This is a genomic window from Pseudomonas sp. SWRI154, from assembly GCF_014268645.1.
GTDB lineage: Bacteria > Pseudomonadota > Gammaproteobacteria > Pseudomonadales > Pseudomonadaceae > Aquipseudomonas > Aquipseudomonas marvdashtae.
In genome coordinates this window covers 352,477-378,745 of sequence record NZ_JABWQW010000001.1, presented here as the reverse complement: position 1 = coordinate 378,745, position 26,269 = coordinate 352,477, and the positions used below count along the sequence as shown (strand labels likewise).

The 26,269-nt window shown below is 60.0% G+C and carries 29 protein-coding genes; 20 read left to right on the top strand and 9 right to left on the bottom strand.

The window, feature by feature from the left end; translation table 11 throughout:
* Window positions 1–20 precede the first annotated feature (20 nt).
* The 4 genes from HU806_RS01665 (at window position 21) to HU806_RS01650 (ending at window position 4,938) form a co-directional block, all read left to right on the top strand.
* Window positions 21–494, top strand: a complete 474-nt coding sequence (locus HU806_RS01665) for a MarR family winged helix-turn-helix transcriptional regulator (RefSeq protein ID WP_186609469.1) — start codon at window positions 21–23, stop codon at window positions 492–494.
* The gene (locus HU806_RS01660) at window positions 491–1,960 is read left to right on the top strand and encodes an efflux transporter outer membrane subunit (protein WP_186609467.1); all 1,470 of its coding nucleotides are present in this window, start codon (window positions 491–493) and stop codon (window positions 1,958–1,960) included. Before HU806_RS01665 ends, HU806_RS01660 begins: the two co-directional genes overlap by 4 nt.
* A 15-nt stretch (window positions 1,961–1,975) precedes the next feature.
* The gene (locus HU806_RS01655) at window positions 1,976–3,172 is read left to right on the top strand and encodes a TolC family protein (RefSeq protein WP_186609466.1); all 1,197 of its coding nucleotides are present in this window, start codon (window positions 1,976–1,978) and stop codon (window positions 3,170–3,172) included.
* Between the two features lie 236 nt (window positions 3,173–3,408).
* Window positions 3,409–4,938: a DHA2 family efflux MFS transporter permease subunit gene (locus tag HU806_RS01650; RefSeq protein ID WP_186609465.1), complete on the top strand. Its 1,530-nt coding sequence runs from the start codon at window positions 3,409–3,411 to the stop codon at window positions 4,936–4,938.
* 26 nt (window positions 4,939–4,964) lie between these two features.
* Here HU806_RS01650 and HU806_RS01645 read toward each other — a convergent pair whose 3' ends face one another.
* Both HU806_RS01645 and HU806_RS01640 read right to left on the bottom strand, forming a co-directional pair.
* On the bottom strand, window positions 4,965–5,744 hold the full coding sequence (locus HU806_RS01645) for a UDP-2,3-diacylglucosamine diphosphatase (RefSeq protein ID WP_186609464.1): 780 nt from the start codon (window positions 5,742–5,744) through the stop codon (window positions 4,965–4,967).
* Window positions 5,741–6,244, bottom strand: a complete 504-nt coding sequence (locus HU806_RS01640) for a peptidylprolyl isomerase (protein WP_186609462.1) — start codon at window positions 6,242–6,244, stop codon at window positions 5,741–5,743. The genes HU806_RS01645 and HU806_RS01640 overlap by 4 nt, the downstream gene beginning before the upstream one ends.
* Before the next feature lie 248 nt (window positions 6,245–6,492).
* Between HU806_RS01640 and HU806_RS01635 the strand changes: the two genes are divergently transcribed.
* From HU806_RS01635 to HU806_RS01625, 3 genes are all read left to right on the top strand, one after another.
* Window positions 6,493–8,190 (top strand): glutamine--tRNA ligase/YqeY domain fusion protein, encoded by a 1,698-nt coding sequence (locus HU806_RS01635; protein ID WP_186609460.1) that lies wholly within the window; start codon window positions 6,493–6,495, stop codon window positions 8,188–8,190.
* A gap of 21 nt (window positions 8,191–8,211) precedes the next feature.
* A complete protein-coding gene (cysS, locus tag HU806_RS01630) occupies window positions 8,212–9,594 on the top strand; it encodes a cysteine--tRNA ligase (protein WP_186609458.1) in 1,383 nt (460 codons plus the stop codon).
* Window positions 9,595–9,725: 131 nt separating this feature from the next.
* Entirely contained in the window at window positions 9,726–10,181 is a 456-nt protein-coding gene (locus HU806_RS01625) for a DUF2214 family protein (protein ID WP_186609456.1), read from the top strand.
* Between the two features lie 195 nt (window positions 10,182–10,376).
* On the opposite strand, the gene csrA is transcribed toward HU806_RS01625, so the two are convergent.
* A complete protein-coding gene (csrA, locus tag HU806_RS01620; RefSeq protein ID WP_007938114.1) occupies window positions 10,377–10,571 on the bottom strand; it encodes a carbon storage regulator CsrA in 195 nt (64 codons plus the stop codon).
* Between the two features lie 247 nt (window positions 10,572–10,818).
* On the opposite strand from csrA, the gene HU806_RS01615 reads away from it, so the two are divergent.
* The gene (locus HU806_RS01615) at window positions 10,819–11,184 is read left to right on the top strand and encodes an SPOR domain-containing protein (RefSeq protein ID WP_186609450.1); all 366 of its coding nucleotides are present in this window, start codon (window positions 10,819–10,821) and stop codon (window positions 11,182–11,184) included.
* Window positions 11,185–11,247: 63 nt separating this feature from the next.
* On the opposite strand, the gene HU806_RS01610 is transcribed toward HU806_RS01615, so the two are convergent.
* The 3 genes from HU806_RS01610 to HU806_RS01600 all read right to left on the bottom strand — a co-directional run bounded on the left by HU806_RS01610 (window position 11,248) and on the right by HU806_RS01600 (window position 13,497).
* Entirely contained in the window at window positions 11,248–11,937 is a 690-nt protein-coding gene (locus HU806_RS01610; protein ID WP_186609449.1) for an endonuclease, read from the bottom strand.
* A 5-nt stretch (window positions 11,938–11,942) separates the two neighbouring features.
* Window positions 11,943–12,242 carry a DUF1654 domain-containing protein gene (locus HU806_RS01605; protein WP_186609445.1) on the bottom strand — a complete coding sequence of 100 codons (300 nt, stop codon included), beginning with the start codon at window positions 12,240–12,242 and terminating at the stop codon, window positions 11,943–11,945.
* Window positions 12,243–12,408: 166 nt separating this feature from the next.
* The gene (locus HU806_RS01600; RefSeq protein ID WP_186609444.1) at window positions 12,409–13,497 is read right to left on the bottom strand and encodes an asparaginase; all 1,089 of its coding nucleotides are present in this window, start codon (window positions 13,495–13,497) and stop codon (window positions 12,409–12,411) included.
* A 317-nt stretch (window positions 13,498–13,814) separates the two neighbouring features.
* Here HU806_RS01600 and HU806_RS01595 point away from each other — a divergent pair, with 317 nt between their 5' ends.
* The 8 genes from HU806_RS01595 to HU806_RS01560 all read left to right on the top strand — a co-directional run bounded on the left by HU806_RS01595 (window position 13,815) and on the right by HU806_RS01560 (window position 21,358).
* A complete protein-coding gene (locus tag HU806_RS01595; protein ID WP_186609627.1) occupies window positions 13,815–14,261 on the top strand; it encodes a hypothetical protein in 447 nt (148 codons plus the stop codon).
* Between the two features lie 133 nt (window positions 14,262–14,394).
* Entirely contained in the window at window positions 14,395–15,354 is a 960-nt protein-coding gene (locus HU806_RS01590) for a sugar ABC transporter substrate-binding protein (RefSeq protein ID WP_186609443.1), read from the top strand.
* A gap of 55 nt (window positions 15,355–15,409) precedes the next feature.
* The gene (locus tag HU806_RS01585; protein ID WP_186609442.1) at window positions 15,410–16,963 is read left to right on the top strand and encodes a sugar ABC transporter ATP-binding protein; all 1,554 of its coding nucleotides are present in this window, start codon (window positions 15,410–15,412) and stop codon (window positions 16,961–16,963) included.
* Entirely contained in the window at window positions 16,960–17,937 is a 978-nt protein-coding gene (locus tag HU806_RS01580; protein WP_186609441.1) for an ABC transporter permease, read from the top strand. Before HU806_RS01585 ends, HU806_RS01580 begins: the two co-directional genes overlap by 4 nt.
* Window positions 17,938–17,940: 3 nt before the next feature.
* The gene (locus HU806_RS01575; RefSeq protein ID WP_186609440.1) at window positions 17,941–18,960 is read left to right on the top strand and encodes a LacI family DNA-binding transcriptional regulator; all 1,020 of its coding nucleotides are present in this window, start codon (window positions 17,941–17,943) and stop codon (window positions 18,958–18,960) included.
* 23 nt (window positions 18,961–18,983) lie between these two features.
* Window positions 18,984–19,898 carry a ribokinase gene (gene rbsK, locus HU806_RS01570; RefSeq protein WP_186609439.1) on the top strand — a complete coding sequence of 305 codons (915 nt, stop codon included), beginning with the start codon at window positions 18,984–18,986 and terminating at the stop codon, window positions 19,896–19,898.
* On the top strand, window positions 19,895–20,299 hold the full coding sequence (gene rbsD, locus HU806_RS01565) for a D-ribose pyranase (protein WP_186609437.1): 405 nt from the start codon (window positions 19,895–19,897) through the stop codon (window positions 20,297–20,299). Before rbsK ends, rbsD begins: the two co-directional genes overlap by 4 nt.
* A gap of 30 nt (window positions 20,300–20,329) precedes the next feature.
* A complete protein-coding gene (locus HU806_RS01560) occupies window positions 20,330–21,358 on the top strand; it encodes a nucleoside hydrolase (RefSeq protein ID WP_186609430.1) in 1,029 nt (342 codons plus the stop codon).
* A gap of 28 nt (window positions 21,359–21,386) precedes the next feature.
* On the opposite strand, the gene HU806_RS01555 is transcribed toward HU806_RS01560, so the two are convergent.
* Window positions 21,387–21,584, bottom strand: a complete 198-nt coding sequence (locus HU806_RS01555; RefSeq protein ID WP_186609428.1) for a hypothetical protein — start codon at window positions 21,582–21,584, stop codon at window positions 21,387–21,389.
* 129 nt (window positions 21,585–21,713) lie between these two features.
* Between HU806_RS01555 and HU806_RS01550 the strand changes: the two genes are divergently transcribed.
* Both HU806_RS01550 and HU806_RS01545 read left to right on the top strand, forming a co-directional pair.
* The gene (locus tag HU806_RS01550; protein WP_186609426.1) at window positions 21,714–22,019 is read left to right on the top strand and encodes a hypothetical protein; all 306 of its coding nucleotides are present in this window, start codon (window positions 21,714–21,716) and stop codon (window positions 22,017–22,019) included.
* A 162-nt stretch (window positions 22,020–22,181) separates the two neighbouring features.
* Window positions 22,182–22,496: an I78 family peptidase inhibitor gene (locus HU806_RS01545; protein ID WP_186609424.1), complete on the top strand. Its 315-nt coding sequence runs from the start codon at window positions 22,182–22,184 to the stop codon at window positions 22,494–22,496.
* A 64-nt stretch (window positions 22,497–22,560) separates the two neighbouring features.
* Here HU806_RS01545 and HU806_RS01540 read toward each other — a convergent pair whose 3' ends face one another.
* Together HU806_RS01540 and HU806_RS01535 are read right to left on the bottom strand one after the other, a co-directional pair.
* Window positions 22,561–22,773 (bottom strand): cold-shock protein, encoded by a 213-nt coding sequence (locus tag HU806_RS01540; RefSeq protein WP_047229330.1) that lies wholly within the window; start codon window positions 22,771–22,773, stop codon window positions 22,561–22,563.
* A 289-nt stretch (window positions 22,774–23,062) separates the two neighbouring features.
* Complete coding sequence (locus HU806_RS01535) at window positions 23,063–23,365, bottom strand: hypothetical protein (protein ID WP_186609422.1); 303 nt, start codon at window positions 23,363–23,365, stop codon at window positions 23,063–23,065.
* A gap of 374 nt (window positions 23,366–23,739) precedes the next feature.
* Here HU806_RS01535 and thrS point away from each other — a divergent pair, with 374 nt between their 5' ends.
* Window positions 23,740–25,662, top strand: coding sequence for a threonine--tRNA ligase (gene thrS / locus HU806_RS01530; protein WP_186609420.1), 1,923 nt, complete (start codon window positions 23,740–23,742; stop codon window positions 25,660–25,662).
* Window positions 25,662–26,213 (top strand): translation initiation factor IF-3, encoded by a 552-nt coding sequence (infC, locus tag HU806_RS01525; protein WP_169432615.1) that lies wholly within the window; start codon window positions 25,662–25,664, stop codon window positions 26,211–26,213. Before thrS ends, infC begins: the two co-directional genes overlap by 1 nt.
* The last annotated feature ends 56 nt before the right edge of the window (window positions 26,214–26,269 follow it).

The window sequence follows — 26,269 nt, the reverse complement described above, 5'->3', positions numbered from 1 at the left end:
CTTCAAATAACGGTATCCAGATGAAGCATTTCACCCCAGACGAATTCCACAATTGCCATCTCGGCATGCTCCTCGGTCGCGCCGCGTTGCTCAAGGACCGGATCATCGACACCCACATGGAGCCCGTCGGCATCACCGCCGCGCAGTTCAAGGTGTTGATCATCATGGCCCAGCACGGCATCGATACGCCGGTCGAGCTGTGCCGGTACCTGTCGTTGGACAGTGGCTCGATGACCCGGATGCTCGATCGCCTGGAGCAGAAGGGCTTCCTGGTCCGGCAGCGCTCGGCAGAGGATCGTCGCCAAGTCCGGCTGGTGTTGACCGACGCCGGCCAGGCCCTCGCCGATCGCCTGCCGTTTATCGGTGCCGACGCCATGAATCAATTGGCCTGCGCCATCAGCCGCGAGGAGCTGCAAACCCTCGAAGACATCCTCAAGAAAATACTGCTCGCCGCCGGTGATCCCATCACCGTCCTGCGATTGGGGGAAAAATGAAACGTCATACCTTGCGTGCTCGCTTGGGCCTGGTGCTGCTGGCCATGAGCCTCGCCGGTTGCGCCAGCTACAGCGGCCTGAAAACCGAAGGGGTGAGCCTTGAGGCCAAGAGCCTCCAGGCCGGCCAATCGCTGACGGGCGTCACTTTGTCGCCGGCCTCGTGGCCGAAAAACGATTGGTGGAAAAGCCTCGGCGACCCACAACTCGACGGCCTGATCCGTGAAGCACTGCGCGACAGCCCGGACATGCAGATCGCCAGCGCTCGGGCCCACCAGGCCAGCGCCGCCGCTTATGCCGCCAACGCCGCGCGCATGCCGACCCTGGATGCCAGCGGCAGTGTCAGCCGTTCGCGCCTGGCCCGTGACCAAGATCCGCAAGGGCAGGGCGGGGCCTACAGCACCCTGCGTTCGCTGAGCGTGGATTTCAATTACGACTTCGATCTCTGGGGCGGCCAGCGGTCTGCCTGGGAAGCTGCCCTCGGCCAGGCCCGCGCCGCCGAAATCGACCGCCAGGCCGCGCAACTGACCCTGGCCGCCGACGTGGCCCGTGCCTACAGCGACTTGGGCCAGGCCCACATCATTTATGACTTGGCCAACGAAGACCTCAAGCGCACGCGGCAGATGCTCGACCTGGGCAAGCGTCGTCTGAGCGCCGGGATCGACAGCGAATACCAGTTCCAGCAGACCGAAAGCCTGGAAGCCAGCGCTGACGCAACATTGATCGACGCGGAAAAACGCCTGCAAAGCGCGAAAATCGCCTTGGCCGTGTTGCTGGGCAAAGGGCCTGATCGCGGCAACGAAATCGCCCGGCCCAACGTCCTGCAAGCCAGTGCGGTGGCCTTGCCGTCGAACCTGCCGGCCGAGTTGCTGGGCCGCCGTCCGGACCTGATCGCGGCGCGCTGGCGGGTCGAGGCGGCAAGCAAGAACATCGAGGCCGGCAAGACCAACTTCTACCCCAACCTCAACCTGAGCGCGGCGGCGGGTGTGCAATCGTTGCTGGGCGACGCGATGTTCGGCTCGGCCAGCCGTTTTTTCAACGTGGCGCCGACCGTGTCGCTGCCGATTTTTGACGGCGGACGCCTGCGAGCGGACCTCGATGCCCGGGACGCCGACTACGACCTCGCGGTGGCGCAATACAACAAGAGCCTGGTGTCGGCTCTCGGCGATGTCAGCGACACCATCAACCAGTTGCGCGATATCGGGCGACAGATCGGTGCCCAGCAACATGCCGTCGACATCGCCCAGAACTCTTACGACACCGTGGTCCAGCGCTACGGCTCAGGCATCGGCAATTACCTGGACGTGTTGAGCATCGAGCAGCAATTGCTCCAGGCCCAGCGCCAACTGGCGACCCTCAATGCCGAGCAGATCGATTTGTCGATCCAACTGATGCAGGCCCTGGGCGGTGGTTTCGAGACCCAAACCGTGGCCTCGGCCACACCGGCCACCACCGCGCCGACCCACTGATTCGAGGTACTTGTCATGGCAACTGCCGAAACTACTCAAGAAACTCAACAGGACAGCGGCAACCCGCGCAAGCGCAAGGTGATGCTGCTGGGCCTGGCCCTGATTGTCATTCTCGCCGGCGTAGGTGTCTGGGCTTGGCACGAATTGTATGGGCGCTGGAACGAAAGCACCGACGATGCCTACGTCAACGGCAACGTCGTGGAAATCACCCCCCAAATCACTGGCACGGTGGTGAGCATTGGCGCCGATGACGGTGACCTGGTGCGTGAGGGCCAGGTGTTGGTGCAATTCGATCCGAACGATGCCGAAGTCGGGCTGCAAAGTGCCCAGGCCAACCTCGCCCGCACCGTGCGCCAAGTGCGCGGCTTGTACAGCAACGTCGATGGCATGAAGGCGCAGGTGCATGCGCAAGAGGCCGAAGTGCAGAAGGCCCAGGAGAACTACAACCGGCGCCGGAACCTGGCGGCCGGCGGGGCGATCTCCCAGGAAGAACTGTCCCACGCCCGGGACGACCTGACCTCGGCGCAGAACGCCCTGGCCAATGCCCGGCAACAACTCAAGACCACCAGCGCCCTGGTGGACGATACCGTGGTGTCGTCCCATCCCGACGTGCAAGCCGCCGCCGCGCAATTGCGCCAGGCTTTCCTGACCAATGCCCGTAGTACCTTGATCGCACCGGTGACCGGTTATGTCGCCAAGCGCACCGTGCAACTGGGCCAACGGGTGCAACCGGGCACGGCGTTGATGGCGGTGATCCCGCTGGATCAGTTGTGGATCGACGCCAACTTCAAGGAAACCCAACTGCGCGACATGCGCATCGGCCAGCCGGTGGACATCGAAGCCGACCTCTACGGCAGTGATGTGAAGTTCAGCGGCACGGTCGACAGTCTTGGCGCCGGGACCGGCAGTGCGTTTGCCCTGTTGCCGGCGCAGAACGCCACCGGTAACTGGATCAAGATCGTCCAACGGGTGCCGGTGCGCATTCATATCAATGCCGAGGAGCTGGCCAAGCATCCGCTGCGGGTCGGTCTGTCGACGCTGGTCAACGTCAACTTGCACGACCAGAGCGGCCCGGTATTGGCCCAGCAGCCGCCGCAGAAAGCTTCGTTCAGCACCCAGGTCTATGACCGACAGCTGGCTGATGCCGACGCGATGATCACGCGCCTGATCCACGAAAACAGCGCCGCGGCGAGCAAGACCGCGCAGCGCTAACACAGCGCTGCGCAACCCTGTGGCGAGGGAGCTTGCTCCCGCTCGGCTGCGAAGCAGTCGTAAACCGGCGGGTGCGGTGTGTCTGATGCTACGCGTTCTACCGATGTTGGGGCCGCTTCGCGACCCAGCGGGAGCAAGCGCCCTCGCCACGTGTTTGTCGCAGGCCGTAAGGATAGCGTCGCGGTCCTGGCGGGCTTGCTTCGGTTTCACTACCTCCGTTTCATAGGATTTTCGCAATGAGCAATAACGCGTCCTTCACGCCGCCCAGCCTGTTGCTCAGCACCATCGGGTTGTCGCTGGCGACGTTCATGCAAGTGCTCGACACGACCATCGCCAACGTCGCCTTGCCGACCATTTCCGGAAACCTGGGCGTCAGTTCGGAGCAGGGCACTTGGGTCATTACTTCGTTCGCGGTAAGCAACGCCATTGCGCTGCCGCTCACGGGCTGGCTGAGCCGCCGGTTCGGCGAGGTGAAACTGTTTTTGTGGGCGACGATGCTGTTCGTCCTCGCCTCGTTCCTGTGCGGAATCTCTACCTCGATGCCCGAGTTGATCGGCTTTCGCGTGGTCCAGGGGCTGGTAGCCGGCCCCTTGTATCCGATGACCCAGACCTTGCTGATTGCCGTGTACCCGCCGGCCAGGCGTGGCATGGCCCTGGCGCTGCTGGCGATGGTCACGGTAGTCGCGCCGATTGCCGGGCCGATCCTTGGTGGTTGGATCACCGACAGTTACAGCTGGCCGTGGATTTTCTTCATTAACGTGCCTATCGGGATTTTCGCGGTGCTGGTGGTGCGCCAGCAGCTCAAGGCGCGGCCGGTGGTGACCAGTCGCCAGCCGATGGACTATGTCGGCTTGATGACGTTGATCATCGGTGTCGGTGCATTGCAGGTAATCCTCGACAAGGGCAACGACCTGGATTGGTTCGAGTCGAATTTCATCATTGTTGGCGCGCTGATTTCGGTCATCGCCCTGGCTGTGTTTGTCATCTGGGAAATGACCGACCGCCATCCGGTGGTGAATCTGCGGCTGTTCGCTTATCGCAATTTTCGTATCGGCACCATCGTGCTGGTGGGTGGTTACGCCGGTTTCTTCGGCATCAACCTGATCCTGCCGCAATGGTTGCAGACCCAGATGGGCTATACCGCCACCTGGGCCGGCCTGGCGGTGGCGCCAATCGGCATCCTGCCGGTCCTGATGTCGCCCTTTGTCGGCAAGTATGCGCACAAGTTTGACCTGCGGCTGTTGGCCGGGCTGGCGTTCCTGGCGATTGGCCTGAGTTGCTTCATGCGCGCCGGGTTCACCAACGAAGTGGATTTCCAGCACATCGCCTTGGTGCAGTTGTTCATGGGCATCGGTGTGGCGTTGTTCTTCATGCCGACCCTGAGCATCCTCATGTCGGACCTGCCGCCCCACCAGATTGCCGATGGCGCGGGACTGGCGACATTCCTGCGGACCCTCGGTGGCAGTTTCGCCGCGTCGCTGACGACTTGGATCTGGATTCGCCGGGCCGACCAGCACCATGCCTACCTGAGCGAAAGCATCAGTACCTTCGAGCCGGCTACGCGCGAGACGATCAACCAGCTCGGCGGGGCGAGCACGCCGGTCTACGCCCAACTCGAGCAGATCCTCAACAGCCAGGCGTACATGCTCTCCACCGTGGATTACTTCACGCTGCTGGGGTGGGCGTTCATGGGGTTGATCCTGCTGGTGTGGCTGGCGAAGCCGCCGTTCGCGGCGAAGGCCGGGCCTGCCGCCAGCGGCCATTGAAACTGAATGGACGGCCCCGCAAGGGACTACTTGTGGCTGGGGGTGTGACTGGGGATTGGGTCAGGTGCCGGCAGTTGTGGCGGCGGGGCAAAACCGAACGGCGCCAACGCGAACCCTTGTTCATCGACCTGCAACGCCCAGCCTTGCTTGTCCCAATCTCCCAATACGATGCGCCGGGCGGCCTGTTCGCCCAGTTGCAGCTTGTGGATGGCGGGGCGGTGGGTGTGGCCGTGGATCAACGTCTTCACGCCGTATTGCTGCATGATCCGCGGGACCTCTTCGGGCGTGACGTCGACGATGTCGTTGGCTTTCATGCGTGTTTGCGTGCGGCTTTCGCTGCGCAACTTGCGCGCCAGTTTCTGGCGGCTGCCCAGTGGCAGGTGACGCAGGATGAACAGCGTAAGCGGGCTGCGCAGCCAGCGCCGCAGCTTCATATAGCCGACGTCACGGGTGCAGAGGCTGTCGCCATGCATCAACAACACCGACTCGCCGTTGAACTGCACGACACTCGGGTCCTTGAGCAGGGTGCAGCCGGCCGCTTTGCAGAAAGCCTGTCCGAGCATGAAGTCACGGTTGCCGTGCATCAGGAAAATGGCCGTGCCGCTGTCGCTCAATTCGCGCAGGGCCTGGCAGATGGAACGCTGGAACGGCGTCATGGCATCGTCGCCGATCCAGGCTTCAAAAAAATCGCCCAGAATGTACAACGCTTGCGCCGAGCGGGCGCGTGTGGCGAGTAGATCCAGAAACGCCCGGGTGATGTCCGGGCGCTCCTCTTCCAGATGCAAATCTGAAATCAGTAGGATCACTCAACGATCTCGGCTTTCTCGATGATCACGTCTTCTGCCGGGACGTCCTGGTGGCCGGCCTTGGAAGTGGTGGATACGCCTTTGATCTTGTCGACCACGTCGGTGCCTTCGATCACTTCACCGAATACTGCGTAGCCCCAGCCCTGTACGGTCTTGCCGCTGTGGTTCAGGAAGCTGTTGTCGGCGACGTTGATGAAGAACTGCGCGGAGGCCGAATGCGGCTCCATGGTACGGGCCATGGCAACACTGTACTTTTTGTTCGGCAGGCCGTTGTCGGCTTCGTTCTGGATGCTCGGGCGCTTGTCTTTCTTTTCCTTCATGCCTGGCTCGAAACCGCCGCCCTGGATCATGAAGTTGCCGATGACGCGGTGGAACACGGTGTTTTCGTAGTGGCCGGCGTTGACGTATTCGATGAAGTTGGCCACGGTCAGCGGCGCTTTCTCGGCGTTCAGTTGCAGAATGATGTCGCCGAAGTTGGTGGTCAGTTTGACTTTGCTCATGGTCGGTACTCTTTCAAGGAATTCGTGGGTTCGGGGCGCAAACGCCCGCAACCGGTCTGGCTGCAATCGGCCAGGTTGGGCAGTTTAGCGTGCCGGGCACGAATTTCGAGGCTGTTTTTCATCTGGCCGTCGATTAAATTCAATCCTTTGCCGGCCTGGCCTGTCAGGTGCTTGACAGCATCGGCTATGATACGGGCTTTGATTTATCAGGCCGCACCCGGCCGCGCACTTGTACGTTCAAGGATCCTATGAGCAAGCCCACTGTCGACCCTACCTCGAATTCCAAGACCGGCCCGGCCGTGCCGGTCAACTTCCTGCGCCCGATCGTCCAGGCGGACCTGGATTCGGGTAAGCACACGCAGATCGTCACTCGCTTCCCGCCGGAGCCCAACGGCTACCTGCACATCGGCCATGCCAAATCCATCTGCGTGAACTTCGGCCTGGCCGAGGAATTTGGCGGCGTCACGCACCTGCGCTTCGACGACACCAACCCGGCCAAGGAAGACCAGGAATATATCGACGCGATCAAGAGCGACGTCCAGTGGCTGGGTTTCCAATGGGCCGGCGAAGTGCGCTACGCCTCGCAGTATTTTGACCAGTTGCACGATTGGGCGGTCGAGCTGATCAAGTCCGGCGACGCCTACGTGTGCGACCTGACGCCGGAGCAGGCCAAGGAATATCGCGGCAGCCTGACCGAACCGGGCAAGAACAGCCCGTTCCGTGATCGCAGCGTGGAAGAGAACCTGGACCTGTTCGCCCGCATGCGCGCTGGCGAGTTCACAGACGGCGCCCGTGTGCTGCGCGCCAAGATCGACATGGCTTCGCCGAACATGAACCTGCGCGACCCGATCATGTACCGCATCCGCCATGCCCATCACCACCAGACCGGTGACAAATGGTGCATCTACCCGAACTATGACTTCACCCACGGTCAGTCGGACGCCATCGAAGGCATCACCCATTCGATCTGCACCCTGGAATTTGAAAGCCATCGGCCCCTGTACGAGTGGTTCCTGGAGAAGCTGCCGGTGCCGGCCAATCCGCGCCAATACGAATTCAGCCGCCTGAACCTGAACTACACCATCACCAGCAAGCGCAAGCTCAAGCAGTTGGTGGACGAAAAGCACGTCAGCGGCTGGGACGATCCACGCATGTCGACACTGTCGGGTTTCCGCCGTCGTGGCTACACGCCGAAGTCGATCCGCAATTTCTGCGAGATGATCGGCACCAACCGTTCCGACGGCGTGGTGGATTTCGGCATGCTTGAGTTCAGCATCCGTGACGACCTGGACCACAGCGCCCCGCGCGCCATGTGCGTGCTGCGACCGCTGAAAGTCTTCATCACCAATTACCCGGAAGACCAGGTCGAGAACCTCGAACTGCCGTGCCACCCGAAAGAAGACATGGGCGTGCGCGTCCTGCCGTTCGCCCGGGAAATCTACATCGACCGTGAAGACTTCATGGAAGAGCCGCCGAAAGGCTACAAGCGCCTGGAGCCTGCTGGCGAAGTGCGCCTGCGCGGCAGCTACGTGATCCGCGCCGACGAGGCCATCAAGGACGCCGACGGCAACATCGTCGAGCTGCGCTGCTCGTACGATCCTGAAACCCTGGGCAAGAACCCGGAAGGTCGCAAGGTCAAGGGCGTGATCCACTGGGTGCCGGCTGCCGCCAGCGTCGAATGCGAAGTGCGCCTTTACGATCGCCTGTTCCGTTCGCCGAACCCGGAGAAGGCCGAGGACAGCGCCAGTTTCCTGGACAACATCAACCCTGACTCCCTGCAAGTCCTCACAGGTTGTCGTGCCGAGCCGTCGTTGGGCAACGCACTGCCGGAAGACCGTTTCCAGTTCGAGCGCGAAGGTTACTTCTGCGCGGATATCAAGGACTCGAAACCCGGTGCTCCGGTGTTCAACCGTACCGTGACCTTGCGCGACTCCTGGGGTCAGTGATCAAGTCTTAAGGGAAACCCTGTGCTTACGATCTACAACACGCTCACCAAGAGCAAAGAAGTCTTCAAGCCGCTGGATGGCAACAAGGTCCGCATGTACGTTTGCGGCATGACCGTCTACGACTACTGCCACATCGGCCACGGTCGCAGCATGGTCGCCTTCGACCTGGTGACCCGCTGGTTGCGTTTCAGTGGTTATGACCTGACCTACGTACGCAACATCACCGACATCGAAGACAAGATCATCAACCGTGCTCGTGAAAACGGCGAGCCTTACGATGCGCTGACCGAGCGCATGATCAAGGCCATGCACGAGGACGAGGCGCGCCTCAATATCCTCAAGCCGGACCTGGAACCGCGGGCCACGGATCACATTCCGGGCATGCTGGCGATGATCCAGACCCTGATCGACAAGGGTTATGCCTATGCACCGGGTAATGGCGACGTGTACTACCGCGTCGCCAAGTTCATGGGCTATGGCAAGTTGTCGCGCAAGAAGATCGAAGACCTGCGCATCGGCGCGCGGATCGAAGTCGATGAGTCGAAGGAAGACCCGCTGGACTTCGTGCTGTGGAAGGGCGCCAAGCCGGGCGAGCCAAGCTGGGATTCGCCGTGGGGCGCCGGGCGTCCGGGCTGGCACATCGAATGCTCGGTGATGTCCACCTGCTGCCTGGGCGAGACCTTCGACATTCATGGCGGCGGCAGCGACCTGGAATTCCCGCACCACGAAAACGAGATTGCCCAGAGTGAAGCAGCGACTGGCAAGACCTACGCCAACGCGTGGATGCATTGCGGCATGATCCGGATCAATGGCGAGAAGATGTCCAAGTCCTTGAACAACTTCTTTACCATCCGCGACGTGCTCGACAAGTACCACCCGGAAGTCGTGCGTTACCTGCTGGTGTCCAGCCACTATCGCAGCGCAATCAACTACTCGGAAGACAACCTCAAGGACGCCAAGGGCGCCCTGGAGCGTTTCTATCATGCGTTGAAGGGCTTGCCCGCGGTGGCGCCTGCTGGTGGCGAAGCGTTCGTGGCGCGGTTTACCGAAGTGATGAACGACGACTTCGGCACGCCGGAAGCGTGCGCAGTGCTGTTCGAAATGGTGCGTGAGATCAATCGCCTGCGCGAGAGCGATCTCGACGCGGCGGCGGGCCTCGCAGCGCGTCTGAAGGAATTGGCCAGCGTACTCGGTGTGTTGCAGCTCGAAGCCGACGATTTCCTCCAGGCCGGTGCCGAAGGCCGCGTCGACGCCGCCGAAGTCGAGGCGCTGATCCAGGCACGCCTGGCTGCGCGGACGAACAAGGACTGGGCCGAATCCGACCGCATCCGCGACCAGCTCACCGCTATGGGCGTGGTGCTGGAAGACGGGAAGGGCGGGACGACCTGGCGATTGGCGGACTGATCCCCTACGCAATAAGAAGATGGGAGCGAGCCAGTTCGCTCCCATCTTTTTTGCTTCCAACGCTGGAAAACAGCGCTTTATAAGCTAGTACTGTCTGGTCGATTCGACATTCTCTCTGGCAGGAAACGCCCATGCTTGCTCATTGGTCTCTCGCAGCAATTCATCTGTTGGCGCTCGCTCTCGGGTTCTGGGCAGTGCTGACGCGTGGAACGGCGCTGCGACGCCTGGCAGATGGCGTGGACGCGGTTCGAAATGTCCTGGTAGCGGATAATGTGTGGGGGTTGTCAGCGTTGGTGCTGCTGGTGACGGGTGGGATGCGTGCGTTCGGCGGGTACGAAAAAGGCTCGGACTATTACCTGCATCAACCGCTGTTTCACCTGAAGATGACTTTGTTTGTGTTGATCCTGTTGCTTGAGATCGCGCCGGTGATCACCTTGATCAAATGGCGGATAGCGCTGGGCAAGGGGGCGGCGATCGATCCGTCCAGGGCAGGCCGCTTTGCACGGATCAGCCACCTGGAAGCGCTGCTGCTGGTCTTGATGGTCGTGGCGGCCACGGGGATGGCCCGTGGCGTGAGCTTGGGCTGACCGGCACAAACGCCTGCTTCATCGCCATTAAAACGAAACGTCTGACAGCCATGCTGTGAGGCATGCCAGTAGTATCGGTTTTCAAGGTGAACGGGTATCACGGGCGGGAATGGGCAGGGTGAGGCTCGGTCGGCCTGAATCTTTAGCCAGCCATTGCGGCGATGCAAACGGGCTGGCTGCGGACTGCGGCAAGGCTCAGGGCGTTTGCGGCTTGTCAGGGGCGGTGAGGCCGGCCTGGATGCGCTGATAAATTTCCTCGCGATGCACCGCCACGTCTTTCGGGGCGTTGATGCCGATCCGGACTTGTTGGCCACTTACGCCCAGAATGGTGATCGTGATGTCGTCACCAATGTTTATGCTTTCACCGACTTTGCGGGTGAGTATCAGCATGGTGTTCTCCTTGATTGCTTTATAGGGCACCTGATTCAGACAGTGCAGATGTCGGTACTGCTTATAGATTAGTGCTAAGTGTCACAATGTGGGTGCCTCTTTCTGACGTGCAGATACAGCATTAATTCCCAGGGTGCGACTATACAGAGACGCCGGACAGGATTCTCGTGTTTTGCGCACTGTTTGGGGCGTTATTGGCGAGTGTGGGTGCTAAAATCCCCTCTTCATGTCTTCCGGGGGAATCGTTGTGCGTAAATTGGCTTGGGTAATCGCGGTATTGGCGCTGGCGGGATGTGGAGAGGGGCGCGACGTCGAAGCCCCCAAGCCGAAACCGGCGGCAACCTCCACCCCGTCAGCCGCTGCCGCGCCGCAGTGGGCTGTCGAGGTTCGAGGCGAAACCCCCCAGGCCGTGAGCGACCTCACCGGATGGTTGATCGAGCATAGCTTCATGTCCACGGTCGTCAGGGAGGATGGCAAGGACCGGGTCCTGGTTGGACCGTTCAGCTCCAAGGCTGAAGCCGAAGCGAAGCAGGAGCAAGTCACTGCCGCCTTGGTGCGCGCGAAGAAGCGCAACATCGAGGCCTTGGTTGTGGATTTTCCGCCAGCACAATAACCAGGCGGATAAACAAAAGGCCCCGGATGCATGGCGTCCGGGGCCTTTTGACTGGTGGCTTGGTCAACCGCAGGTTTTCATATCCACCGGGCCGACAAACTCATTCCCGCGTCCCATGACACACGCCACGCTCTGGTTGCGCTGGCGTTCCCAGGCCTGCACGGGATAGGTCTTGTCCCAGGCTTCGTACAGCCGCCGATCCTGTTTGGAGAGGCGTAGGCCGTACTGTTTACTCATGTAGAAATACGTCCTGGCAATCATCCCTCGAATCGAAGGGCGGGGCATGACCTTCTTGGCCTTGAAATCCACCTGGGTCAGGCATGAGCCATATTGGCCTTTTTGCACCGGCAGCCAGCCAAAGCTGAAGTTGCTGCGATCGCCATTGACCTCGCCGATGCTTGGAACCAGGTTGTGAAGATCAGCCTCGGCCCGTTGATAGACCGGGTCGTAGCGGGTGCAATGCTTGCGTCCGCCCTGTTGCCAGCATTGGCGTTGATGGCCGATCTGCCAGGCCGGGACGATGTGCTCCCACTCGATGCGTGCGGCGCGCTTCGCGTTTTTACGCGGTACATAACCGCAAGCCGAGAGGTTCACGCGGTTACCGGTGTATTTGCAGCCACAATAAAACTCGGTGGATTGTGGCGCATAAAGTTTCCAGGCGACTTTCTTCGCTTCGTTGAAAGTGCGGGGAGCTCCGGCATGTGCGCCCACGGCGACGAACATGAGCAATAAAGCAAAACAGCGAACACTCATCGGGCTCAATCTTCCTTCGGCACAACCCAGAAAACCTGCACACCACCGTCGTCGCGGTAGGCGAGGGTGACGTTGTCGTTCTCGTCGATTTCTTCCAGCAAGCGTTCCCATTCATCTACCGGCTCGTCGGGAAGGCGGAAGATCAGCGCGGCCTTGGCTTTTTGTGCGGTAGGCGAATTGATGATTTTCGAGACCCGCAAGCCGAGGCGTGTATAGGAATCCAAGGGAGTAGTTGCAGCGGAGGGCGTGGCCACAGGATGATCCTTATTAAGCTGTACGTGCGTACAGTATTTAACTGTAGGCATTTACGCAACTGCTTAAAATTCAAGAAAATCGTCTGACAGCACTTTTCGGATTTTGGTGTAGGAGAACTACATTTTTTTAGTGAGCCAAGTGGGAGCAGGTGCCACCTGCTCGTAGGAATCAGGTGGCGAAGAGAGGCCCGACCGGAATCGGTCGGGCGGGGGATGATCAATATTCCCAGAACATCCGCTGCAATTCCTTGCTGTCCTGGGTCTTGGTCAGGGCGACCATCGCCAAGATGCGCGCCTTCTGAGGGTTCAGGTCGTGAGCCACGACCCAGTCGTACTTGTCGTCAGGTTGTTCGGCGTTGCGCAGTACGAACCCACCGGCATTGACGTGGGACGAACGAATGATCTGCACGCCGTCCTTGCGCAGGGCCTGCAGGGAAGGCACTACGCGCGAAGACACCGAACCGTTGCCGGTGCCGGCGTGAATGATCGCCTTGGCGCCGGATTGAGCCAGGGCCTTGTAGGCCGTGTCGCTGACGTTGCCGTAGGAATAGGCGATTTCCACGTCCGGCAGACTCTTGATGGTCTTGATGTCGAATTCCGAGTCCATGGTGTGACGTTTGGCGGGCAGGCGGAACCAGTAGGACTTGCCTTCCACCACCATGCCGAGTGGACCCCAAGGGCTCTTGAAGGCTTCAGTCTTGATGTTGATCATTTTGCTGACATCGCGGCCCGACTGGATTTCATCGTTCATCGTCACCAGGACACCCTTGCCGCGGGCCTCCTTGCTGCTGGCGACGGCCACGGCATTGTAGAGATTGAGCATGCCGTCCGCCGACATTGCCGTGCCGGGACGCATCGAACCGACGACGATAATCGGTTTGTCAGTTTTTTCCACCAGGTTCAGGAAGTACGCGGTTTCTTCCAGTGTGTCGGTGCCATGGGTGATGACAATGCCATCGACGTCCTCGCTGTCGGCCAGTTCGGCTACGCGCCGACCCAGTTGCAGCAGGTTTTCGTTGGTAATGCTTTCCGAGGCGATTTGCATTACTTGTTCGCCGCGGACATTGGCCAGCTGGCTGAGCTCCGGTACGCCAGCGATCAGTTTTTCAATGCCGACCTTGGCTGCCTGATACGTGGCGCTGTTGGCCGAGCTGGCACCGGCGCCGGCAATGGTACCGCCAGTGGCGAGGATGACGACATTGGCGAGCTTTTGCTCAGTCTGGGTTTCTTTCGCCTGGACGGCGTTGGGCAGTAACAGCAGAAGGGCCAAGGCGCCCGGAACGAAAGTCTTTAAGGCAGATGTCATTATTCTTCTCTCTAGTCATGATGGATTTCTAGATGCTTCGGCAGACCTGAATGCCGGGAGCCCAACTGCCAGAGCATGATCCGTACCAGCGCGGCCATAGCGTGTGAACTGCTCTTAAGCACCTGATATTTATAACGATGCGTATTGGACGAGGCGCCTGCGTAAAAAGCCGGTGGACGGGTTTCCGAATATTCAGCGCGTTTATCGTTCGGTTACCCGAAGAGGAGTTGTCTGAAGGAAAGAGATTTGTTTGTCGCGCTAAAGAAAATGCCCCTGCGGACGATCTTCCTTGTAGGAATTCATTCATGGAGCGACACATGTCCTTTTCAATCGGCTTCCCAAATGCCGCAGCTCTCACCATTGGCGGCAAGTCCGCGAGCACGTTGAAAGCTTTGAGCGAGGCGAGCGCCGATGCCGCCGACAAGGCCCTTGGCGAAACTGAAGAGCCTGGCAAAGTCCGCGCGAACCTGGCTACCGAAGCCGAAAGCAAGACCGAAAAAAGCGCCAGCACCCAAAGCGTCGCGACACAAATGCTGCTCAAGCGTATGCAGGAACTTCAGCAACAACTGCGTGAACAACAGCAACAATTGGCTGCTGCGCAGGCGCGCGCGTATTCGACGCCTGAAGCCAAAACTACCGCTATCATGGCTATTCAGGGGCAGATCGCCGATACCACCGGCGCGCTGCAGCAGGTGACCGGCAGCCTGATCAAAGAATTGGCGAAGGAGTCCAGTTCCGGGGCGCTGGTCAATACCACCGCCTGACGCCCGACGTTCCGGCCCCAACCGGGACGTTGACAAAACCGCGATGCTTTACCATAGTTCATTCCACGCAAACGTTTGCGCGGTTGTCGTGCGACGATTTTGCTCACAATAATCATAAAATCGGAGTGAACCCATGAAGCTGCCATTCGCTGGACGCCTTCTCGCCGTCGCCATGCTCGCGGCCGCATCCGCAGCGCTGCCTTTCTCCTCGGCGCTCGCCCAGACCCCTGAAAAACCCAAGGTCGCCTTGGTCATGAAATCCCTGGCCAACGAGTTCTTCCTGACCATGGAAGACGGTGCCAAGGCATACCAGAAGGAACACTCCGCCGATTTCGAGCTGATCTCCAACGGGATCAAGGATGAAACCGACACCGCGAACCAGATTCGCATCGTCGAGCAGATGATCGTATCCAAGGTCGATGCGTTGATTATTGCGCCCGCCGACTCCAAGGCCATGGTGCCGGTGATCAAGAAAGCCGTCGACGCCGGCATCACCGTGATCAACATCGATAACCAACTCGATCCGGCAGTGGTCAAGAGCAAGAACATCACTGTGCCGTTCGTAGGCCCGGACAACCGCAAGGGCGCTCGTCTGGTCGGTGAGTACCTGGCCAAGCAGCTCAAGGCCGGTGACGAAGTGGGCATTATCGAAGGCGTGTCGACCACCACCAACGCCCAGGCGCGTACCGCAGGCTTCAAGGATGCGATGGAAGCGGCCCAGGTGAAGGTCGTTTCCCTGCAATCCGGCGACTGGGAAATCAACAAAGGCAACCAGGTTGCCGCGTCGATGCTCAGCGAATACCCGAACATCAAGGCACTGCTGGCCGGTAACGACAGCATGGCGGTCGGTGCGGTATCGGCCGTGCGCGCGGCGGGCAAGGCGGGCAAGGTGCAGGTGGTCGGCTACGACAACATCAATGCCATCAAGCCGATGCTCAAGGACGGTCGCGTTCTCGCGACGGCCGACCAGTTCGCCGCCAAGCAGGCGGTGTTCGGCATCGAAACAGCGCTGAAGATGCTCAAGGGCGAAAAAGTCGACAGCGGCACCAACGGCGTTATCGAAACTCCGGTCGAGCTGGTGACCAAGCCGTAATCCTGGCGACACAACGGCGCTCGCCCGTCCGGGCGGGCGCATTGGAGAGTTTGTTATGTCCGTTCGCGATCCGAACGCTGTCCTTTGCGTCAGCGGCATCGGCAAGACCTATGCGCAGCCGGTACTGAGCGATATCAGCCTGAGCTTGATGCGCGGCGAAGTGCTGGCGCTGACAGGCGAAAATGGCGCTGGTAAAAGTACCTTGTCCAAGATCATCGGCGGGCTGGTCACGCCGACCACCGGGCAGATGCAATTCCAGGGGCAGGACTACCGTCCCGGCAGCCGGGCCCAGGCCGAATCGCTGGGCGTGCGCATGGTGATGCAGGAACTCAACCTGCTGCCGACCCTTTCCGTGGCCGAGAACCTGTTCCTCGACAATCTGCCCAGCCACGGCGGCTGGATCAGCCGCAAGCAATTGCGCGCGGCGGCAGTCGAGGCCATGGCGCAAGTCGGGCTCGATGCAATCGACCCCGATACGTTGGTCGGTGAGCTGGGAATCGGTCACCAGCAGATGGTCGAGATCGCCCGCAACCTGATCGGCGACTGCCACGTGCTGATCCTCGACGAGCCGACCGCCATGCTGACGGCCCGTGAAGTCGAGATGCTGTTCGAGCAGATCTTGCGCCTGCAGGCCCGGGGCGTATCGATCATCTATATTTCCCATCGCCTTGAAGAGCTGGCGCGGGTGGCCCAGCGCATTGCGGTATTGCGCGACGGCAACCTGGTCTGCGTCGAGCCGATGGCCAACTACAACAGCGAGCAGTTGGTGACGCTGATGGTCGGCCGGGAGCTGGGCGAGCACATCGACCTGGGCCCGCGCCAGATTGGCGCACCGGCGCTGACCGTCGCGGGCTTGACCCGTTCCGACAAGGTTCGTGATGTGTCCTTCGAGGTTCGCAGCGGCGAAATCTTTGGCATTTCCGGGCTTATCGGGGCAGGGCGCACCGAGCTTTTGCGGCTGATCTTCGGCGCCGACGCGGCGGATAGCGGCACCGTGGCGCTGGGTTCGCCGGCCAAGGTCGTCAGCATTCGTTCGCCGGCCGATGCGGTGGCTCACGGCATTGCGCTGATCACCGAGGACCGCAAGGGTGAAGGCCTGTTGTTGACCCAATCCATTGCGGCGAATATCGCTCTTGGCAACATGCCGGAAATCTCCAGCGCCGGCCTGGTCAATGGCAGCGCGGAACTGGCGTTGGCGCAGCGGCAGATCGATGCCATGCGCATCCGCAGCTCCAGTCCGACTCAATTGGTCTGCGAGCTGTCAGGCGGCAACCAACAGAAAGTCGTGATCGGCCGCTGGCTCGAACGCGATTGCTCGGTGTTGTTGTTCGACGAGCCGACCCGCGGCATCGACGTTGGTGCCAAATTCGACATTTATGCGCTGCTGGGTGAGTTGACTCGCCAGGGCAAGGCGTTGGTCGTGGTGTCCAGTGACTTGCGCGAACTGATGCTGATCTGTGACCGGATCGGCGTACTGTCTGCCGGCCGCCTCATCGATACCTTCGAGCGTGACAGCTGGACCCAGGATGATTTGCTTGCCGCCGCGTTCGCCGGCTACCAAAAACGTGATGCGTTGCTCAACGAAGCAGCGCCTAGGGAACTCTCATGAAAACCGCACCTGCCATCGGCAAATCCAATGGCAACTTCTTTGGCCTGGGGACTTACCTGGGCCTGGCCGGTGCCTTGCTGGCCATGATCGCGCTGTTCTCGGTCCTGAGCAGCCATTTCCTGTCCTATGACACTTTCAGCACCCTCGCCAACCAGATCCCGGACTTGATGGTACTGGCGGTCGGCATGACGTTTATCCTGATCATTGGCGGCATCGACTTGTCGGTGGGCTCGGTGTTGGCGCTCGCGGCATCGACCGTCAGTGTTGCGATCCTCGGCTGGGGTTGGAGCGTCTGGCCGTCGGCCTTGCTCGGCATGGCCGTTGCGGCCTTGGCGGGTACGGTCACCGGTTCGATTACCGTGGCATGGCGCATCCCGTCGTTCATCGTTTCGCTGGGGGTGCTGGAAATGGCCCGTGGCCTGGCGTACCAGATGACCGGCTCGCGCACCGCCTATATCGGCGACTCTTTTGCCTGGCTGTCCAATCCGATCGCCTTTGGTATTTCACCGTCGTTCATCATTGCCTTGCTGGTGATCTTCATTGCCCAGGCGGTGCTGACGCGCACCGTGTTCGGTCGCTACCTGATCGGCATCGGTACCAATGAAGAAGCCGTGCGCCTGGCTGGCATCAATCCGAAACCCTACAAGATCCTGGTGTTCAGCCTGATGGGGCTGTTGGCCGGACTCGCGGCGTTGTTCCAGATTTCGCGCCTGGAAGCGGCGGATCCGAACGCGGGCTCAGGGCTTGAGTTGCAAGTGATTGCCGCCGTGGTCATTGGCGGGACCAGCCTGATGGGTGGCCGGGGTTCGGTCATCAGCACCTTCTTTGGTGTGTTGATTATCTCGGTGCTGGCGGCTGGCCTGGCCCAGATCGGTGCCACCGAGCCGACCAAGCGCATCATCACCGGCGCAGTAATCGTGGTGGCGGTGGTGCTCGATACGTACCGCAGCCAGCGCGCCAGTCGGCGGGCTTGAGCCATGGCAACCATCAAGGATGTGGCGGCACTCGCGGGGATCTCCTACACGACCGTTTCTCACGTAGTGAACAAGACGCGGCCGGTCAGTGACGAGGTGCGGCGCAAGGTCGAGGCGGCGATCGAGCGGTTGGACTACGTGCCGAGTGCCGTGGCGCGCTCGCTCAAGGCCAAGACCACGGCAACCATCGGTCTGCTGGTACCCAATAGCCTCAACCCGTACTTTGCCGAGCTGGCCCGAGGAATCGAGGACTACTGCGAGCGCAATGGCTATTGCGTGATCCTGTGCAACTCCGATGACAATCCGGACAAGCAGCGCAGCTATCTGCGGGTGCTGCTGGAAAAGCGTATCGATGGACTTATCGTGGCCTCGGCCGGAGGTGATGTCGGCCTCGCCGAGGGGCTGGCCAACGTGCGCACGCCCATGGTGATCGTCGACCGTGGGCTCGATGGCGTCGACGCCGACCTGGTGCGCATCGATCATGAGTACGGCGCGTACCTGGCGACCCGGCACCTGCTGGAGCTGGGGCATCGCGATATTGCCTTTATCGGCGGCCCGGCGGATACCAGCGTGGCGCAAATGCGCCTGGCGGGTTACTGCCGTGCGCTGAAAGAGGCCGGGATCGAGTTGCCTGTCGAACGCATGCTCGAAAGCGATTTCACCAGCACCGGTGGCTACCGTGCCGCGGCCCAGTTGCTTGAACACCGGCCGCCCAGCGCGATCTTCGCGGCCAACGACATGATCGGCATCGGTGCGCTGCGTGCCGCCGCCGAGCGTAATGTGCGGGTGCCCAGCGAACTGTCGATCATCGGCTTCGATGACATCCAGATGAGCCGTTATGTCTACCCGGCGCTGACAACGGTGGGGCAGTCGATTCTGCAGCTCGGCGAGATGGCGGCCGAAGTGCTGCTGCTGCGTATCGCGACACCGAGCCTTGCCACCGACCAGCGGATCGTCACACCTAGCATTGTCTTGCGAGAGTCGACTGCACCGTTGTCCGGTACATTCGCCCAATACCGCTGAATCGAATTGATGAGTAATGATGTATGCCAGCAAAAGTAGTAGTGATAGGCAGCCTGAACATGGACCTGGTGACCCGGGCGCCGCGTCTGCCTCGTGGTGGTGAAACGCTGATCGGAGAATCGTTTTCTACGATTCCGGGTGGCAAGGGCGCCAACCAGGCGGTGGCCGCCGCGCGCCTGGGGGCGCAAGTGTCCATGGTCGGTTGCGTGGGCGTTGATGCCTATGGCGAGCAATTGCGCGGCGCGCTGTTGGCCGAAGGTATTGATTGCCAGGCAGTCCGCGTGGTGGAAGGCTCCAGCGGTGTTGCGTTGATCGTGGTCGATGACAACAGCCAGAATGCGATTGTTATCGTCGCCGGTGCCAACGGTGCGCTTACCACCGAAGTCCTGGACAGTGTCGATGAAGTGTTGCAGCGCGCCGACGTGATCATCTGCCAGCTTGAAGTGCCGGATGCCACGGTAGGCCACGCCCTCAAGCGCGCCCGTGAGTTGGGCAGAATCGTCATCCTCAACCCCGCGCCGGCTTCCCATACATTGCCGGCCGACTGGTACGCCTGCGTCGATTACCTGATTCCCAACGAAAGCGAGGCAGCGGTGCTGAGCGGATTAGCGGTGGATTCCCTGGAAACCGCCGAAGCCGCCGCGACACAATTGATCGCCGCTGGCGCCCGCAAGGTGATCGTGACCCTGGGCGCCCAAGGATTGATGTTTGCCAATGGCACGAGCTTCGAACACTTCCCCGCACCGCGGGTCAAGGCGGTCGATACCACGGCGGCCGGCGATACGTTTGTCGGTGGGTTCGCGGCTGCCTTGGCCAGTGGCAAGAATGAGATCGAGGCCATTCGTTTCGGCCAGGTCGCCGCTGCGTTGTCGGTCACACGCGCCGGCGCGCAACCCTCCATCCCTTTACTGCAGGAAGTACAGGCGTTCGAATCATGAAAAAGACTCCGTTGCTGAACATCGCCCTGTCGCGACTGATCGCCTCCCTCGGTCATGGCGACAAGGTAGTCATCGGTGACGCCGGCCTGCCCGTGCCGCCAGGGGTCGAATTGATCGACCTGGCACTGACCCATGGCGTCCCAGACTTCGTCAGTACCTTGAAAGTGGTGCTCAGCGAGATGCAGGTCGAAAGCCATGTACTGGCTGAGGAGATCCTTGATAAACAACCGCCGGCCCTGGCCACGCTGGAGGCGCTGCATGCCGAAGGCGCGTTGGGCGCACGGGAACTGGTTCGCCACGAGCAGTTCAAGATCCTTAGCCGACAGGCGCGAGCGATTATTCGCACGGGAGAATGTTCTCCGTACTGCAACGTGGTGCTGATCGCCGGCGTCACGTTCTAAGTTTCATCCACCCTGCACAAGGAGTGCGCCATGCACCGCTATGCTCAGAAAATGCATCAACTGTTGCGGAGTCTGCTGCTTTTGTCATTGATCACGGCTACAAGCGCCCAGGCGGCGGAAAAAATCGATCTGATCATTGACACCGATCCTGGTGCCGACGACGTCGTTGCGTTGTTGTTTGCCTTGGCGTCCCCCGAAGAGCTGCATATCCGCGCCCTGACCACCGTGGCGGGCAACGTGCGGCTGGACAAGACTTCCCGCAACGCACGCCTGGCCCGGGAATGGGCGGGGCGCGAGGACGTACCGGTCTATGCTGGCGCGCCCAAGCCGATGATGCGCACACCCATCTATGCGGAAAACATCCATGGGAAGGAAGGCCTGTCCGGTGTGACCGTGCATGAGCCGAAGAAGGGACTGGCCCAGGGCAACGCCGTCAATTACCTGATTGATACCCTCAAGGCCGCCAAGCCGCACAGCATCACCATCGCCATGCTCGGTCCGCAAACGAACCTGGCCCTGGCGTTGATCCAGGAGCCGGACATCGTCCAGGGCATCAAGGAAGTGGTGATCATGGGCGGTGCGCATTTCAATGGCGGCAACATCACCCCGGTGGCCGAATTCAATCTGTACGCCGATCCCCAGGCGGCGGAAGTGGTCGCCAACAGTGGCCTGAAGCTGACCTATCTGCCGTTGGACGTGACCCACAAGATACTCACCAGTGAGGCGCGCCTGAAGCAGATCGCCGCGCTGAACAACAACGCCAGCAAGTTGGTCGGCGATATCCTCAACGAGTACGTGAAGGGCGACATGGAGCACTACGGCATGACAGGCGGGCCGGTGCATGACGCGACGGTGATTGCCTACCTGCTGAGGCCGCAATTGTTTACCGGCCGCTCGGTCAACCTGGTGGTGGACAGCCGCGAAGGTCCGACTTTCGGGCAGACCGTGGTCGACTGGTATGACGGCTTGAAGGCACCCAAGAATGCTTTCTGGGTGAAGGAGGGCGATGCCCAGGGTTTCTTCGACTTGTTGACCGAGCGACTGGCGCGTCTCAAGTAGCCTATTTGCAGCGAGCCCGCAGTTGGCCTTAGTCAACCGCTTCGATGACGCTCGGGTAGCGCTCGAAGGCCTGCCGGATGAAGTTCTGGGCTCCTTGCGTGCCCAACTCCTTAACCAGCAGCTCGATGCCGATGATCGCCAACTCTTCCGGGCTGCCCGGGCTGTATGAACTGTGGCCCTGCGCCCATTTGGCATTGATGGTGGCTTCGATGCTGACGGTGCTCATGTCGGGGCTCGCAGGTTGTGAGGTCTGTAGGCTGAGTTAACCATTTTTGCGTCGGGTTGGGCAGTGCGACTTAGGCATCAGGAGGGCGCTGTGCGACACTTGTCTTTTGATTTTTCCGGGAGCCCAGCCGTGCAGATCGACCTGAACGACCCTGGTGGGCTGACAATTGAAGCGGTTCGGCAATTGTTGGCTTCAGCCAGTGACGACGAGCACACCCAGCTACGTGTGACCAAGGGTGGAATCGCCTATCTTTCATCGGGCGTCGTGGGTGGCGCCGACATCGACGGGTTGCTGTTTCGGCTGGAAACCTGGGCGAAGGGGTCCGGATATGTCGGAAGGGTCGCGGCCAGCGATGAGGTCTGGGTCACGCAGATCTACAACGCACTTAAGGAAAACTGGCCGAAGCCACCCTTCGATTACATCGACATCTACTGAGCGCATTCATATTCAGTCACGATTGAGTCATGAACAGAACAGGGGGCTCAGGCAAACTGCCGGTTTTGCGAGTGAGGGCATGATGATGGCCTTGGTGTTGAAACCAAGTTTCGTCTGGGTTGTCGCACGCTCTCTGGTTAATTCATCCAAATAGGAGGCTTCATGCCTTGGAAGCTTGCGTCATTGAGTACTTTGCTGGCCGCTGCGCTCTTGAGCGGTTGCAGCAGCACCTCTGAGTCGACCCCTGAGCCTGTGGCGTCCGACACCGGCGATAGCCGCTGTGAAGCAAAGGCCGCCGAGTTCGCAATCGGCAAGCAGGCTTCGCCCCAATTGCTGGAGCAGGCACGGTCCCGTGCAGGCGCGCAGTATGCGCGTATCCTCAAGCCCAACGACATGGTCACGCTTGAGTACCGCTCCGATCGCTTGAACCTTAATACCGATGCCGGCCTGGTGGTCAATCGAGTGAGCTGCGGCTGACGGTTTTCGATAGGCCATAAAAAACCCCGTCACATGGACGGGGTTTTTTTAGCGCACCGAGAAGTTACTCTGGGCGAACTTGTGCAGCTTGCATACCCTTTTGGCCTTTCTCAGCCACGAACGAAACGGTCTGGCCTTCTTTCAGGCTTTTGAAACCGTCGCTTTCGATAGCTTTGAAGTGTACGAACAGGTCGTCACCGCCACCTGTAGGAGTGATGAAGCCGAAGCCTTTTTCATCGTTGAACCATTTAACGGTGCCGGTTTGGCGATTAGACATGGTGTATCTCCAAGAAACATATATTTTCAGTGTACTGTGCTGCTCAGGCCAACTGGGCACACCGGGGTATCATAGTCGAAATGTTCGATTTGGGAGCCCCCCGCAGGCGCTGTTTGCCAATCAGTCGTGTTTTCTTTACCACCTGAACTGCCTGAAAGGCCCGGTTTCAAAGGCTTTCAGCCGAACGTAAAGACGATAAAAAAAGCTGTAGAACCTGTAGAAATCGTAGAAAAAGGTGGTTATTCAACCCTTTTTATCGATGCCGAGCCGAGTTCAAGCGCTTGTTTTCTCATTTTTTCGCGGGGGGGTTGGCCTTGCATTTGGCGATCTGGCCGAGCGCTTTCTGCTGCAATTCGGGGCTGGCCTTATTGTCCATCAGCGCCTGGATATCGCTTGCCGGGTAGGATTTGATCGCGTCTGCGCCACAGGCACAGTGGGATTTGGCAGCCGCTGCGCCGATCTGCGGGGTCGCCGCTTGAGTGCACTGGGCCATGTATTTTTCGCGCTCGCCCTTGGGCCACTCGGCATGGGCGGTCAATGGAAGCAGCAGGGCGAAGGGGGCGACGACTGCCAGTAGTGTGTTCAGACGCATGCGAAGATGCTCCTTTAGGGTCGGTGTCTTGTTATCTGAGGCGTTGCGAGCGTTTCGGTTCAGCACTTTGGCATAAAAACAGCCAGTTTACGCCCGCTTCAATCCGGACGCGGCGATGACCGTTCATCTGTGCTAGCATGCCGGGCTCGGGTATTTTTCAGGCTCCGCAGGACAACAGGTCCCGGTGGCGGTAAATGTTCGATTAACCCTGATTTGAATCCCAGTCACTCTGGTTCGGTTTTCCCGGTTGGCCGCAAGGCTCCTGCCGCTGTAAGGCAGGCGTTCGTCATTGAATGGCCTGGACTGGATCTTGTACTGGCTCATCCCAACCCACGTGACCTTTGGTAGGGGTCACCACTAGGAGAGGAGGCGCCATGCCAACTATTACTCTTCCCGACGGCAGTCAACGTTCGTTCGATCATCCGGTTTCCGTAGCCGAAGTCGCCGCATCCATCGGCGCGGGCCTGGCCAAGGCCACCCTGGCCGGCAAGGTCAACGGCAAACTGGTCGACGCCAGCGACGTCATCGACAGCGATGCCACGCTGCAAATCATTACGCCCAAGGATGCAGAGGGGCTGGAGATCATTCGCCACTCTTGCGCGCACCTGGTCGGTCATGCGGTCAAGCAGCTGTACCCGAGCGCGAAGATGGTCATCGGGCCGGTCATCGATGAAGGCTTCTATTACGACATCGCCTTCGAGCGTCCTTTTACCCCGGACGACATGGCCGCCATCGAACAGCGCATGCAACAGCTGATCGAGAAAGATTACGACGTCATCAAGAAAGTCACCCCGCGCGCCGAAGTCATCGAAGTCTTCAAGGCCCGTGGCGAGGACTACAAGTTGCGTCTGGTGGAAGACATGCCGGACGAGCAGGCCATGGGCCTGTACTACCATGAAGAATACGTCGACATGTGCCGCGGCCCGCACGTGCCGAACACGCGTTTCCTGAAATCCTTCAAGCTGACCAAGCTGTCCGGCGCCTACTGGCGTGGCGACGCAAAGAACGAGCAGTTGCAGCGTGTATATGGCACTGCGTGGGCGGACAAGAAGCAATTGGCGGCCTACATCCAGCGTATCGAGGAAGCCGAAAAACGCGACCACCGCAAGATCGGCAAGCGCCTGGGCCTGTTCCATACCCAGGAAGAGTCCCCGGGCATGGTGTTCTGGCACCCGAACGGCTGGACCCTGTACCAGGTGCTCGAGCAGTACATGCGCCAGGTCCAGCGCGAGAACGGCTATCTGGAAATCAAGACGCCGCAAGTGGTCGACCGCAGCCTGTGGGAAAAATCCGGGCACTGGGCCAACTACGCCGACAACATGTTCACCACTCAGTCGGAGAACCGCGACTACGCCATCAAGCCGATGAACTGCCCTTGCCACGTGCAGGTGTTCAACCAGGGCTTGAAGAGCTACCGCGAGCTGCCGATGCGCCTGGCCGAGTTCGGTGCCTGCCACCGCAACGAGCCGTCGGGTGCGCTGCACGGCATCATGCGCGTGCGTGCATTTACCCAGGACGATGCGCACATCTTCTGCACTGAAGAGCAGATGCAGGCCGAATCCGCCGCCTTCATCAAGCTGACCATGGATGTTTATCGCGACTTCGGCTTCACCGAAGTGGAGATGAAGCTGTCCACTCGTCCGGAAAAGCGCGTTGGCTCCGACGAGCTGTGGGATCGCGCCGAAGCGGCCCTGGCCGCCGCCCTCGACAGCGCGGGCCTTGCGTACGATCTGCAACCGGGCGAAGGGGCTTTCTACGGTCCGAAGATTGAATTCTCGCTGAAAGATTGCCTTGGTCGCGTCTGGCAGTGTGGTACCCTGCAGCTCGATTTTAACCTGCCGATCCGTCTGGGCGCCGAATACGTGTCCGAAGACAACAGCCGCAAGCACCCGGTCATGCTTCACCGCGCGATTCTCGGTTCCTTCGAGCGTTTCGTCGGGATCCTGATCGAACACTACGAGGGTGCGTTCCCCGCGTGGCTGGCGCCGACCCAGGCAGTGATCATGAATATCACTGATAAACAGGCAGATTTTGCCGCTGAAGTCGAAAAAACTCTCAACCAAAGCGGATTTCGTGCCAAGTCCGACTTGAGAAATGAAAAGATCGGCTTTAAAATCCGCGAGCATACTTTGCTCAAGGTTCCCTTTCTCTTGGTTATCGGAGATCGGGAGGTCGAGATGCAGACTGTCGCTGTGCGTACTCGTGAAGGTGCTGACCTGGGCTCGATGCCCGTCGCCGAATTCGCTGAGTTTCTCGCGCAAGCGGTTTCCCGGCGTGGTCGCCCAGATTCGGAGTAATTATTATTAAGCGTGAAATGAGACAAGATAAACGAGCTGCACCGAAAGCCCCGATCAACGAGAATATCTCGGCACGCGAGGTTCGGTTAATTGGCGCTGATGGCGAGCAGATTGGCATCGTCTCGATTGATGAAGCGCTTCGTATTGCTGAAGAAGCCAAGCTTGATCTGGTGGAAATTTCCGCAGACGCAGTCCCACCTGTTTGCCGGGTGATGGACTACGGCAAGTCGATCTTCGAAAAGAAGAAGCAGATTGCAGCGGCAAAGAAAAACCAGAAGCAGATTCAGGTAAAAGAAATCAAGTTTCGTCCAGGGACGGAGGAAGGGGATTACCAGGTAAAACTGCGCAACCTGGTACGTTTCCTGAGTGACGGGGACAGGGCCAAGGTATCCTTGCGATTCCGCGGCCGTGAGATGGCCCACCAGGAGCTGGGGATGGAACTCCTCAAGCGGGTTGAACAAGACCTGCTCGAGTACGGTTCGGTCGAACAGCATCCTAAGATGGAAGGACGCCAGCTGATCATGGTCATCGCCCCGAAAAAGAAGAAGTAATCAACAGGGCACGGCAGGCCTTGCGATTATGTTTATCAACTGAATGCGGAGTATCC